Below are 13,038 nucleotides of genomic sequence, written 5' to 3'. Positions count from 1 at the left end.
TTTTCTTTTACGTAGTAAATAAAAAAATTTGGGTTTTAAAGAAAGGACTTATTCATGGAATTTGTTATCAACCAAGAAATATTAAAAAATGTAACTTCAGATAGTCATTCATTTTTTTATCAGGAAAAAGAGGCTTTTAGCGGTGTTAATAAAATCGCCAAAAAGGTCATGCATGATGTGGAGTTGGTTTTCGGGGTAGCCCCGCAGGCATCCACGGACAGAAATAGACTTGGAAAGAATGTTGTTTTGTATGGAACAGTAGATAACAGCCCCATGCTTCAAGAACTTGTAGAAAAAAAGAAAGTTGAACTGTCAGAAATAAACGGAAAAAGAGAAGTCTATTTGTTTCAGGTGATTAATCGTCCATTTGAAGGTGTTGAAAAGGCATTGGTCATTGCGGGAAGTGATAAACGCGGTACCATTTACGGTCTTTTTCATTTATCCGAGTTGCTAGGAGTTTCACCGTTGGTGGATTGGTCCGGAGTAAAGCCTCTGCGTAAAGATTCATTTTCGTTGAGTGAAAACTATAAATATATCTCTAAAGAACCATCTGTCCGGTACCGCGGCTTTTTTATCAATGATGAGTGGCCTGCCTTTGGGAACTGGACGATGAAGAACTTTGGCGGTTTTAATGCGGAAATGTATGATCACGTTTTTGAATTGTTGCTAAGATTGAAAGGAAATTATCTTTGGCCAGCCATGTGGTCCGCTCGTTTCAGTGATGATGGACCGGGCTTAGCCAATGCAGAAGTGGCGGACGAATATGGAGTCGTAATGGGGGCATCCCATCATGAGCCTTGTTTGCGGTATGGTGAAGAATATAAATATCTGCGTGGAAAAGATTCCATTTATGGAGATGCTTGGAATTTTATTAGTAATAGAGATGGAATTACAAAGTTTTGGGAAGATGGCCTGAAGCGCAGCGGAAAATTTGAAACTGTCGTTACTGTCGGTATGCGAGGCGAAGCAGATACTTCAATCATGGGTAAAGAAGCTACATTGGCTGATAATATCCAATTGTTACGAGAAGTGCTGCAGACGCAAAACCAGCTGATACGAGATAATATCAATCCAAATCTTTCAGAAGTACCAAGAATGCTAGCTTTATATAAAGAAGTGGAACCCTTCTTTTATGGAGATAAGGATACACCAGGATTAATGAACTCGGAGGAACTCGAAGATGTCATTCTGATGCTCTGTGATGATAATCATGGAAATCTAAGGACACTGCCAACAGAAGAAATGCGTGACCATAAAGGTGGTTATGGTATGTATTATCATTTTGATTATCACGGCGGACCCATTTCGTATGAATGGATAAACAGTTCTTATCTTCCTAAGATTTGGGAGCAAATGAGTATGGCTTACGACTTCGGTGTTCGGGATTTATGGATTGTGAATGTAGGCGATATTGCTACACAGGAATTCCCGTTAGCGTATTTCATGGACTTGGCGTATGATTTTGAAAAATGGGGAACTGGTGCGATTAATAAGACTGATATATATACAAAGCAATGGATTCAAAGACAGTTTGAGGGTGTACTTTCTGAGGATGATATGAAAAAGGTATTTGAGCTGCTTACAGGTTATACAAAGATTGCTCATAATCGCAGACCTGAACACATGAATGCAGATGTCTATCATCCGGTGAATTACAAGGAAAGTGATCATTTATTACAGCAAATCGATACCCTTTTAAATATTGCTGAGGAACTATATAAGAATATGGGTTCGGAGAACTTTTCAGCTTATTTTTCACTCGTTTATTATCCTGTTGTAGGGAATTTAAATTTGCAAAAGATGTGGCTGCTTACTGGGGAAAATCATTATTACGCTAAGTTAGGTTTACTGGAAGCAAACAAACTGGCTGATCAAATAAGAGAATGCTTTAAGAGAGATAGAGATCTAGTGGACCAGTATCATACGATTGATAATGGTAAGTGGTACGGAATGGGGCTTTCTGAGCATATCGGTTTTATCAATTGGAATGAAGAAGGATGCAAGTACCCTATTTTGATGAATGTCTTACCTACAAGTAAGCCAAGACTCATGGTAACTGTGGATGGGGCGGAACAGCACACTGAAGGTCCAGCATGGCATAATAATAAAGTCTATTTGAATGACTTCCTGCAACCGGATAGTGTGGAAGCTTCATTTACAATTTTTAGTTTAAGTGATGTGGATGCGGAATTTAAGATTACTTGCGAAAATCAGTGGCTGACATGTTCAAAGATGAGCGGCAGCTTAGATGGCAGAGAAAAAACTATGGAAGTAATCAAGGTGAAAATTGATCGCAGTCTGATGAATGGTGAGACGGAAGGCAGTATCGTTGTCGAAATGCCATATGGTACGTGTACAATTATTGTAAACGCAAAGCAGGCTGATAACAGTGAATTCCCTAAAATGACTTTTGTCGAGATGAACGGATATATTTCCATAGAAGCAGAACATTATTCTATAAATAAGGAAGCAAGTAATCAGTTTGGTGACGTTAAACGATTTGAAGTGCTTCAGGGATACGGGAAGACTTTATCTGCTATGAAGGCTTTTCCAACAACTGAATATTATACTCCGGGAAAGGATGCACCTTATCTGGAATACCATTTCGTAGTACAGGAAGCTGGTGTGTATGAGTTGGAATTATATATGCAGCCTTCTAATCCAGTCACAACCGATTATACGTTATTTTGTGGAATACAGGCGAATGAGGATGAGATTAACATTTTAAATACACTCCCGGAAGGATATCGCGTTGATGATTCTAATTGGGCAGTAGGGGTTCTTGATAACATCCGCAGGCACATTAGCACGATAAATTGTAAGGAAGGATTCAATACCCTTCGAATTTATGCAGTGAGCCCAGGATTTGTTTTAGAAAAGCTTGTCATTAATCCGGAAGGGAAGAAACCTGCAGCTAGCTATCTGGGACCGACGGAAACTTATTATGTTGGGAAATAGTTATTGTCAGGAAGGAAGAATGTCGGAGTTGAATAGGACCTAAAATTAAGGGCAAGCAGTGCGAAAAAAACTGCTTGCCCTTTTTACTAGATTAAATTACTTGTATGTACTCATGTAATAATTAATTGCTTTGATATACTGCATATTTGCCGATTGGATCATTAATTCAGAAGCCTCTTCGAACCTAGATTGATTTTCAAGTAATAATGCAAGATGGAACATTGAAGGGGGATAACCCTGGTTTACGGCGATCCTATAGTATCTTTCGGCTTTTTTAGGATCTTGTGAAATTTTACAATATCCGAAATGGTAAATTTTACCTAATGTATCTAATGCTTTGTTTGCATTCTGATTTGCAGCATTATTTAGGGTTAGAAGAGCTTGATTCATATCCAAAGCAACACCTATACCTTTTAGATACATAAGCCCTTGGTAATAAAGAGCATCAGCATGTCCCTGTGTTGCAGCAGTAGAAAAGTAATTGAAAGCCTTCATGTAGTCTTTGGAGATTCCTAACTGTTCACTCCCGTAATAGCAGTGTTGCCCCATTTCGAACTCCGCACAAGGAAATCCTGTTTTTAGAGAAAGAGTAAAAAACTCTAATGCTTCCGAAAAGCGTTCAGCTTCATAGAATTTTTTGTATTCATTAAAAAGAAACTGAGGACTATCTTTCAGCCCGTTTTCCTGATCAACTGGACAACTATTACTATCTGGCATCCTATTCGCATCAAATTCAGATTCAGCAACTTTCAAATTTTCCCCTCCTATTAAGTTATACGTTTGATTATTAAAAAGTTAATGGGTAAATGAACATCAAAGGTAAATCTCATAATTTTCACTAGGCAGAATAAACATTTTCAATGATGGTAGCTACACCTTGACCTCCGCCGACACATAACGTTGCTAAACCAAAGCGGTTTTCTCTTTTTTTCATTTCATGAATTAATGTCACCAATATCCTTGCTCCGCTAGCACCGATTGGGTGACCTAATGCAATTGCTCCACCATTTACATTTAACTTTTCTTTATTAAAATGCAGTTCTCTGTCTACTGCGATAGATTGGGCAGCGAATGCTTCATTTGCTTCAATTAAATCAATTTCTTCAATGGATATAGAAGCTGTTTGTAGAGCCTTTTTTACTGCTGGGACGGGACCAATTCCCATAATACTTGGGTCAACACCCGCTATAGCATTTGCTTTAACAACTACCATAGGTCTAAGTTGTAATTCCTCTGCCTTTTTACGGCTCATAACAACAAAAGCTGCAGCACCATCGTTTATACCTGAAGCATTTCCAGCGGTAACAGTCCCATTTTTAATAAATGAAGGACGAAGTTTTCCAAGACTTTCTGTAGTCGTTCCAAATCTAGGGAACTCGTCCTGACTGAATACTGTTACTTGTCCTTTACGGCCAGATACTTCAACAGGGACAATTTCATCACTAAATCGATTCGATTCAATCGCTGCTTGAGCCTTTTGTTGACTCCATGCCGCAAATTCATCCTGCTCCATCTTGGTAATTTCATATTTTTCTGCAAGATTTTCCGCTGTAATTCCCATATGATAGTCATTCTCGGCACACCATAATCCGTCCTGAATCATGCTGTCTAGTATTTTTTGATCTCCCATCTTAAATCCATTCCGCCCGCCTTTTAATAAATAGGGCGCTTGACTCATATTTTCCATTCCGCCCGCAACAACAATTTCAGCCTCTCCCGAAAGAATAGCCTGGGTTGCCAGGTGGACTGCCCGTAGTCCTGATCCACAAACCATGTTAATTGTCATTGCTGGTGTTTCCTGGGGTACACCCGCAGCAAGTGAAGCTTGTCTTGCGGGATTTTGGCCAGCTCCTGCTTGTAAAACATTCCCCATAATAACTTGATCAACACTATTATGTGTTATACCAGCTCTTAGAATGGCCTCTTTTATTACTGTCGCTCCAAGTTCTTTTACTGAAACATTTTGTAAACTTCCTAGAAAACTTCCAATTGGTGTCCTAACAGCACTTACAATTACAACTTCGTTAAGAGTCATGTGTATCTCTCCTATAGTGAATTTATTATACTAAGTATGATTTCTACCATATGATACTACATTTGGTGGAAAGTGAATTCATTAAATCTTCGACATATTTTGATTTTTTCTTAATGTAGGTAGTATTCGTTTGCCTGATTAATGAGTATTTTATGGTGACTTGGAAGGGGGAGGGGAGGAGGTGAAAACTGTAACTGCTTTAAAATTAGAGGATATTCTCCAAATCTAAACAAAGACCAAATGATTCCATGCAGTCTCAAAGGGAAGTGTTGAATGTTAGCAATTATTGTAGAAAAAAATCTGGACGTATGATCTATTTGAGTCATTTATCTGGTAGTAATCCTGTAAATAATTAGGGAAACTGGTGTTTAAACAGTTTAGGAATATAGTAATATTATTTTTGTTTTTTAATGATTAGAAGGTATACAAGCCCATGATATAATTCAATTAAAAGAAAGGGGTGGAATCAATGGCGACTATTTATAAAAGTGGGAAAGAATTTATGAAAGAGGTAAGAAAGACAAGAATTTTAGGAGAGGCTGTTTCGTTTTGGAATTTAGGACAAGCGGGCATCCTCTTAAAAGGAACAGAAGAGGATGGGCTACTTTGCATTGATCCTTATTTAACCAGAAGTATTGAAGAAAAGAACCCTGAGACTGAATTTATAAGAGCTTTTCCACCGGTAATTGACCCGGGAATGCTTCAAGACTTAGACAGTGTATTGATTACACACGGACACGATGATCATTTAGATTTATCAAGCATTAAAGAGGTTGCAAGAGTCTCTGACTCTATGTTTGGAATCCCAGCACCACTTGTCCCATTGGTTCAAGAACACGTACATGATAAAAATATACATTCTGCCAAGGATGGTGAATCGTTTTTTATCAAGGGATTTAGGATTACACCAGTACCTGCCGCTCATACGACTTATGAAACAGATTCTTTAGGAAATCATGTTTTTTTAGGCTATTTAATAGAGGTAAACGGCATCCGTCTATTTCACAGCGGGGATACAATCGTTACACCTGAGCTGATTGATAAAGTAAAAAAGTTCAGGCCTCATGTTGCATTTTTGCCAATAAATGGAGCCGATTATTTTCGCACTTCACGAGGTATTATCGGAAACATGAGCGCCAGAGAAGCGGCGGACTTTTCTACAGCGGTCGGGGTTGACCTCATTGTTCCGATTCATTATGATATGTTTCCGAATAACCGCGAGAATCCAGCTTATTTTGTCGATTACCTTTTTAAACACTATCCAAATCAGAAATTCCATATGATGGTTCCTGGTGAAAGATTTATTTATCATAAATAAGGTTTGGTTTAATACCCAAAGCGCACATATCCGCTGGGGATCAGGATAATAACCAGATCTGATAATAGACGGAAAAATTCCTTTTAATGATTAATTATGTTTAAAAGAGGCTTAAATAGACGGAGAGATTCCGTCTATTGGCCCGAAAAATGTGAAAAAAGATAAAGTTTGCTTTGAATAACCGGAAAACCTCCGCCTATATACCTCGAAACAAACTTCATTCTGTATCTAAGCGGAAAATCTCCGCTTATCCACTTTTGCTAGTTACTGATTTAGGACAAGATATTTTATTTGAAAATGATCTCAAAAAATCCAAGAGAACCACGTTAAGGTGCTTACAGTGAACCGTATCTCAGATGTGTATTTTTTGGATTGGTCTTAAGGGAAGTTTTGCTTGAATGTTCTCAATTAAGAACTTATAATTATTTTGAATAGTTAATAAATTAGGTGGTTTTGTCTTCATAAATAAGGACTACAACCATCTAAAGAATTAACAAAAAGGAGGGTTGAACCATGAAACAACAGGAGTTTGTTATTTATGCACATACCTATGATTACAAGAATGAGGAAGGAACAGTAGTTCCAGGTGGAGAAATTCATATTCTTAGTAAAAAACAATCTAGTTCTAATGAAAAAGGTGTTTCCAGCGGTCACAAAATCGCTCAAGTTGAAGTCCCATTTGAAGTAGTTCAAAAGCTTATTGGTCAAGTACCGGCTGTCTGTGATATTGAATACGAAATTACTGTTGTCAATAAAGCACTTGTATTAATGCCAAAAAATATTCAAGTGATTAAACAGATTGAAAGCTTAAATATATTAGAGGAAAAAGATAGATTGTCAGAAGAGACTATTCGCTCATTATGATGGAAAAGTTAATCAAAATAGGAGGACAAGGCATGTTTGGGAAGATATGTTTTGTTTTTTATAGAAGAAATTAAGTTGGATTAAAGTCTAAGAATAGTGATGCAGGCAATTGCAGCCTGCATCTTTTTTATATTTAACCGATGTTGATAGATCACTTTTGTGCTAATACCTGGTATAGACGCTCTATTGCTTTATTCAAATACCTATAGTAGGTTGATAAGGATAGATTTGTTCTCTTAGCTACAAGTTCATGTGGCCGAATTCCTTGAATAAAAACATAGTTTAAAAGTTTACCTAAAATTGTATCCGAATCCTCTCCATCAATTAACGAGTTAACCACATCTACTATGTCCTCCTGAATAAATTTCCCGATGTTACCATTCGTAAAATCAAGTTTAATCCGTTGAGGGAACATCTGAACGTACTTATCGGATAACTCAGGATTTACAGGGAATTTTGCATACTCCTTCATTAAATTTTTAAGGTCATTTCCATCATAGGTTGTCTTAGGCTCGGTCAAAGTCTTGCCACTTGAATTACTTGATAGAAGTCTGTCGAGTTTTGAAAGATAGTCTTCTTGGGTAAGGTCGAGAATGAATCCGCGGAATTCCGTTCCGAATTTGGTTAAGCCATTGGACCAAGAAGCTGGTTCAAATCCGCATAATTCTAAAACAGGAAACCACTCTTTCAAACAAGTAAAATCCAACAGCCATTCTGATAATGCAAAATGATTGATGAGCGTATTGATAATATAAGTTTGTGTTTTTGCCGCAAGCTCTGGCTCAAGACCCACAAAACAAACTAAATACGAATTAGGAACGGGTTTCCATCCATTCAAGAAAGGTTGAAGGACAGGAGCTGTTTCTAATACATTCAGCATTTCGGCATGCAGCGGAATCTTTCCGAAAAAAGCAACTAATTTATTTTCCTGCCAAATGGTAATGAATGAGGACGGATCAACCTCCCAAATCGGGCGAATTAAAGGTACCATAAGAAAATCTTCAGAAGCTTCAGGCAATACGAAGTGATGATAGCGTAAGTACAAGGATTCAATTATAGGAAGGTCAATTTCACGGCATCCTCGAACTTCTACGTTGTCCAAATGACCAGTGAAACAAATATTCCGGACGAGTGGATTTTCATGTAGGCTCATTTTATCTAGATGAAGTTTCTGCCTTAGAAGCGGATTCGACTTTTCTTCTAATCGAATCTGTTTTAGGGCATTTATTCTCATTTGCTCATAGGTTTGTGGTTTTCGGAGCATCATGTCTTCAAGTGCCCATGATCTGACCGCATCATGGAGCATCCAGCCATCTTCCTTCAAGATAATGAAAGGCATTTTAATCAGTTTTCTAAAAGCTTCATAGTCTATTTCCTCATCCAATAACGAAGAAAGTCTTTCTTCATTAAATCTCCAAAATACCGATGCTGCTTCAAGTAATCGTCTAATTGGGGCTTCCAGACCTTCGAAAAGTTCTTCCATTAATACGGAAATAAGCTGGTTCTGTTCTACGCGCGCAAGCGGTTTATATTGGTTTCCCTTTAACATCATTTCAGCCACAAGCGTCATGGCAAGAGGAATGCCGCGAGAAAGCTGGAATAACTGTAATTTTGTCTCGTTGCTTGCGAGACCCCGTTTTCGAGCATAGAGGTCTACATCGGTTGGAGTCAAAGAGCTTAGTGGCAGGGTATTGATGAAACTTGCCCATCCAGAACGCAGCCAGCCGCCAGAAAGCGGGTGCCTTCCAGCCGTGATAATCCGGACTGTTTCTTCCATCTGCCCAAGCCATTGAGGGAGCCAATCCTCTACGGAGTGCCAATTCTCAAAAGTGTCAAGTAACAGAACAATATGACCGCCTTTTTGAGCCGACCTACGAATCATTCTGTTCACAATTTCCTCTTGACCTAGTTCCTTCAAATCCCATTCGCCTGCACTCTTAAGCTGAGTGGCCAGCTGAATTAAGACATCTTCCTTAGCCCTTATCGTTTTGCTCCCATCTAAAAAGTAAGCTTCGCCAACCTCTAATTCAGCCATGAACTGATGAAGAAGTGTTGACTTTCCTATACCGCTTTGTCCATATATATGCAGCCACTGGCAGTCTGAATGTCCAACAGCATGTTGTCGCAATAATTCTAATTCCTTGGCATGTCCTACAAAAATATTTCGTTCTGCGCCATAAAGTTTTGCTTGAATCTGCATTGTAACCCCCCTTAATACTACTTAATATTCTATATTTTACATTTGATTCCTTTTTTTTGAGAGTGGAATGACATTGCATGTGAGAGTGTTTATTCATTATATTTAATTCGAAGAAAATCCAAGGAGATTAAATAGCTAAAGTAATCATATTAGTAGGCAGGTGCTAAGATATGAACGAGGTGCTATCAAAGCAAATAAAACAAGCCCTAGAAGGCGTTTTTCCAAGCTACATCATCACTTTATCAAAGGATGGTTTTCCGTCAAATACATCCTTATCTCAGGTATGCTATATAGATGACCGACATATTGCCTTACCAGATAAAACATTTATTAAAGTCTGCCAAAATCTCCAAGAGGTGCCCAATATTATTGCTGAAGTGACAGACCCTATTACGCTAAAGAATTGGAATCTTGAGTTAAAATATATAAACACTGTCAAACAAGGTCCTATATTTGAAAAAATGGAAGTAAAGGTAGCAAAGCTATTTTCTTTAGTTGGTATGGAATGTCTATTTCACTTAAATGGTGCAGAAATTTATGAAGTTTTAGCTGTGAGTTAACTATGGATTAGTTTTAGGGGGAAATGAGAAGGGTTCTTCAAGAATGAAAGGGGAAGTTATAGTTAAATAGATATTTATCATTGTCCTCCTAGGTGGAAATTACTAGGAGGATTTATTTTTTATTAACATATCTTGACAATAAACTAACCATCCCCTGTCTACTCTATCCATGATTAAACAAGGGATGCCAGATTAGCTTATTTACCTGCTATTCTCAAAAGGAATAGTTAGATAAGACTTTTTCTCTATTTTCACGTTGGATTTCTTTTTCTGCAAGCTCCCACCAGCGATTTGAATTAGTAATAGGTAGATTTGTAACCGAAGGACTAGATGTCATAGCTTTTCTTAATTTAACCACATCCACCGATTGTTCATTTTCTTCATAAGTAGAACAAATTCGGTAAATATCGTAAAAATCAGCGAATGACATTCCAAGGACCTCCTTTCTAAAAGTTTAAAGGGGATAAATATTCCAATCCCTTTAGCTTTATTATAAGGCCAAAAATTCATTAGGAAAGAAGTAAAAGTGAATTTATTTTGAATTTTACAACAATTCAGAAAGGTTCTGTTCTTGAATACAGATTTGTTACAAATTTGTGATTATGATGGTTATTTTTTCATTTTTTAGTAATAGGTTAGTAGAATAGAATATAGAATAATTATTGTCATCCAGTTTGTTTTCCTACCATTAGAAGAATAATTATTTTTACTATTTTTACAAAGAGAGGGGAAGAAATATGGACGTTAATAACAAAGCTAAAACAGACGGGTGCCCGTTTCATCACGGAGGCGCTACTAGTAACAAATCTAGCGGTACATCAAATCAAGATTGGTGGCCAAACCAATTAAACTTGAATATTCTCCATCAGCATGACAGAAAATCTAATCCTATGGGCGAAGACTTTGTGTATGCTGAAGAATTTAAAAAAATAGACTACTATGAACTTAAACAAGATCTCAAGGATCTAATGACAACTAGTCAGGATTGGTGGCCGGCTGACTATGGACATTATGGTCCATTATTTATCCGTATGTCTTGGCACGCTGCTGGTACTTATCGTAATACTGACGGCCGAGGCGGTGGTGGTGCAGGTGCACAGCGTTTTGCTCCACTTAACAGTTGGCCTGACAACGGCAACCTTGATAAAGCTCGCAGGCTATTATGGCCGGTCAAGCAAAAATATGGAAATAAGATTTCTTGGGCTGACTTGCTCCTACTAGCAGGTAATGTTGCCATTGAATCAATGGGAGGAAAGACATTTGGTTTTGGAGGAGGACGAGAAGACATCTGGCATCCAGAAGAAGACATTTACTGGGGTGCTGAAAAAGAATGGCTTGGTGATAATCGTTACTCAGGAGATCGTGAACTAGAAAATCCACTAGCTGCCGTTCAGATGGGTCTTATTTATGTTAACCCAGAAGGTCCGAACGGTAACCCAGATCCGCTTGCAAGTGCACGCGACATACGTGAAACCTTTGCACGTATGGGAATGAACGATGAAGAAACAGTCGCATTAATTGCCGGAGGTCATACTTTTGGTAAGGCACATGGTGCAGGCGATGCTGCTCATGTTGGTCCAGAACCAGAAGCTGCTCCAATTGAAGCACAAGGTTTAGGTTGGTTAAGCACTCACGGCAGCGGTAAAGGTCATGATACAATCACCAGTGGTATTGAGGGTGCTTGGACTGCTAATCCAACACAGTGGGATAACGGTTACTTTGATCTATTATTTGGATATCAATGGTGGCTTACAAAGAGTCCTGCAGGTGCATTTCAGTGGCTTGCTGTAAATCCTGATGAGAAGGATCTTGCACCAGATGCAGAAGATTCATCCGTAAAAGTTCCAACTATGATGACCACTGCGGATATGGCATTACGTTATGATCCTGAATACGAAAAGATCTCTCGTCGTTTCCATCAGAATCCAGAAGAATTTGCCGATGTATTTGCCCGTGCATGGTTCAAACTACTTCACCGTGACATGGGTCCTAAAGCAAGATATCTAGGTCCAGAGGTTCCTAAGGAAGATCTTATCTGGCAAGATCCTGTACCAGCTGTTGATTATGAATTAACCGATGGGGAAGTAGCAGAGCTTAAAGTGAAAATCCTGGAATCAGGACTTACAGTCAGTGAGTTAGTAACAACAGCTTGGGCTTCCGCTAGTACCTTCCGTGGCTCTGATATGCGTGGCGGAGCTAATGGTGCCCGCATCCGACTTGCACCACAGAAGGATTGGGAAGTGAATCAGCCGGAGCTGCTTACAAAAGTTCTTCATGTACTTGAAGACATTCAATGTAAATTAGATAAGCAAGTGAGTCTTGCCGATTTAATTGTTTTAGGTGGTAGTGCTGCGATTGAAAAGGCTGCACGTGATGCAGGCTATGAGGTAACCGTTCCTTTTGCTCCTGGACGTGGTGATGCAACAGAAGAGCAAACAGATGCAGAAAGCTTTGATGTACTAGAGCCTATTGCTGATGGTTTCCGTAACTATCAGAAGAAGCAGTACAGTGTAAGTCCAGAAGAGCTCCTTGTAGACAAGGCCCAACTCTTAAACCTTACAGCACCGGAAATGACTGTACTTATTGGCGGTATGCGTGTGCTTGGTACAAACCATCGTGGCACAGAACACGGTGTATTCACGGATCGTGTAGGTACACTCACTAACGACTTCTTCGTGAATTTGCTTGACATGGGAGTAGAGTGGAAGCCTGTTGAAGAAAACGTATATGTAGGACGTGATCGCAAAACAGGTAAAGTCGTCCGCACAGCAACAAGAGTCGACCTCGTGTTCGGTTCAAACTCCGTCTTGCGTGCCCTAGCAGAAGTTTATGCTCAGGATGATAACAAAGAAAAATTTGTACGTGACTTTATAACAGCTTGGGTCAAAGTAATGAACGCAGACCGCTTCGACCTCAAGTTGAAAAAAGCTCAAAAAATAGGGATTTAATGTCCATGTGTCCATGGGGACGGTTCTCATAGGGGACAATCGGAAGTTTTGCGCGTAAAAAGGCACAACTAGTGATAATTGCTAGTTGTGCCTTTGCTTTTTTATCGTTGAAAAACCAAATGCGCAAAATTTTTGATTGCCCGAGAAGAATGAAG

The 13,038-nt window shown here is 38.8% G+C and carries 9 protein-coding genes; 5 read left to right on the top strand and 4 right to left on the bottom strand.

Going from position 1 to position 13,038, the window contains the following annotated elements; all coding sequences use genetic code 11:
• Positions 1-54: 54 nt before the first annotated feature.
• Positions 55-2,958, top strand: coding sequence for a glycosyl hydrolase 115 family protein (locus M3189_RS00045; protein ID WP_251630648.1), 2,904 nt, complete (start codon positions 55-57; stop codon positions 2,956-2,958).
• Between the two features lie 96 nt (positions 2,959-3,054).
• Here M3189_RS00045 and M3189_RS00040 read toward each other — a convergent pair whose 3' ends face one another.
• Positions 3,055-3,711, bottom strand: a complete 657-nt coding sequence (locus M3189_RS00040; protein ID WP_251630646.1) for a tetratricopeptide repeat protein — start codon at positions 3,709-3,711, stop codon at positions 3,055-3,057.
• Positions 3,712-3,796: 85 nt separating this feature from the next.
• Positions 3,797-4,993: an acetyl-CoA C-acetyltransferase gene (locus M3189_RS00035; RefSeq protein WP_251630644.1), complete on the bottom strand. Its 1,197-nt coding sequence runs from the start codon at positions 4,991-4,993 to the stop codon at positions 3,797-3,799.
• A gap of 469 nt (positions 4,994-5,462) precedes the next feature.
• Between M3189_RS00035 and M3189_RS00030 the strand changes: the two genes are divergently transcribed.
• Positions 5,463-6,311, top strand: a complete 849-nt coding sequence (locus M3189_RS00030; RefSeq protein WP_251630642.1) for an MBL fold metallo-hydrolase — start codon at positions 5,463-5,465, stop codon at positions 6,309-6,311.
• 513 nt (positions 6,312-6,824) lie between these two features.
• Positions 6,825-7,175: a hypothetical protein gene (locus tag M3189_RS00025; protein ID WP_251630640.1), complete on the top strand. Its 351-nt coding sequence runs from the start codon at positions 6,825-6,827 to the stop codon at positions 7,173-7,175.
• Positions 7,176-7,326: 151 nt separating this feature from the next.
• Here M3189_RS00025 and M3189_RS00020 read toward each other — a convergent pair whose 3' ends face one another.
• Positions 7,327-9,375, bottom strand: a complete 2,049-nt coding sequence (locus M3189_RS00020; protein WP_251630639.1) for an ATP-binding protein — start codon at positions 9,373-9,375, stop codon at positions 7,327-7,329.
• Positions 9,376-9,545: 170 nt separating this feature from the next.
• On the opposite strand from M3189_RS00020, the gene M3189_RS00015 reads away from it, so the two are divergent.
• Positions 9,546-9,935 (top strand): hypothetical protein, encoded by a 390-nt coding sequence (locus M3189_RS00015; protein ID WP_251630637.1) that lies wholly within the window; start codon positions 9,546-9,548, stop codon positions 9,933-9,935.
• Between the two features lie 214 nt (positions 9,936-10,149).
• Here M3189_RS00015 and M3189_RS00010 read toward each other — a convergent pair whose 3' ends face one another.
• Positions 10,150-10,365 carry a hypothetical protein gene (locus tag M3189_RS00010; protein ID WP_251630635.1) on the bottom strand — a complete coding sequence of 72 codons (216 nt, stop codon included), beginning with the start codon at positions 10,363-10,365 and terminating at the stop codon, positions 10,150-10,152.
• A 307-nt stretch (positions 10,366-10,672) separates the two neighbouring features.
• Between M3189_RS00010 and katG the strand changes: the two genes are divergently transcribed.
• On the top strand, positions 10,673-12,883 hold the full coding sequence (katG, locus tag M3189_RS00005) for a catalase/peroxidase HPI (protein WP_251630634.1): 2,211 nt from the start codon (positions 10,673-10,675) through the stop codon (positions 12,881-12,883).
• Positions 12,884-13,038: the final 155 nt, after the last annotated feature.

Origin of the sequence: Neobacillus niacini (assembly GCF_023715415.1) — a bacterium.
Lineage (GTDB): Bacteria > Bacillota > Bacilli > Bacillales > Cytobacillaceae > Neobacillus > Neobacillus niacini_C.
The sequence above is the reverse complement of the archived record's forward strand: the minus strand, read 5'-3'. Positions and strand labels throughout refer to the sequence as shown.

Bases quoted from the DNA above. Each gene is read 5' to 3' on its own strand.
- M3189_RS00045 (WP_251630648.1), top strand. From the start codon at position 55: ATGGAATTTGTTATCAACCAAGAAATATTAAAAAATGTAACTTCAGAT.
- M3189_RS00035 (WP_251630644.1), bottom strand. From the start codon at position 4,993: ATGACTCTTAACGAAGTTGTAATTGTAAGTGCTGTTAGGACACCAATT.
- M3189_RS00030 (WP_251630642.1), top strand. From the start codon at position 5,463: ATGGCGACTATTTATAAAAGTGGGAAAGAATTTATGAAAGAGGTAAGA.
- M3189_RS00025 (WP_251630640.1), top strand. From the start codon at position 6,825: ATGAAACAACAGGAGTTTGTTATTTATGCACATACCTATGATTACAAG.
- M3189_RS00020 (WP_251630639.1), bottom strand. From the start codon at position 9,375: ATGCAGATTCAAGCAAAACTTTATGGCGCAGAACGAAATATTTTTGTA.
- M3189_RS00015 (WP_251630637.1), top strand. From the start codon at position 9,546: ATGAACGAGGTGCTATCAAAGCAAATAAAACAAGCCCTAGAAGGCGTT.
- M3189_RS00010 (WP_251630635.1), bottom strand. From the start codon at position 10,365: ATGTCATTCGCTGATTTTTACGATATTTACCGAATTTGTTCTACTTAT.
- katG (WP_251630634.1), top strand. From the start codon at position 10,673: ATGGACGTTAATAACAAAGCTAAAACAGACGGGTGCCCGTTTCATCAC.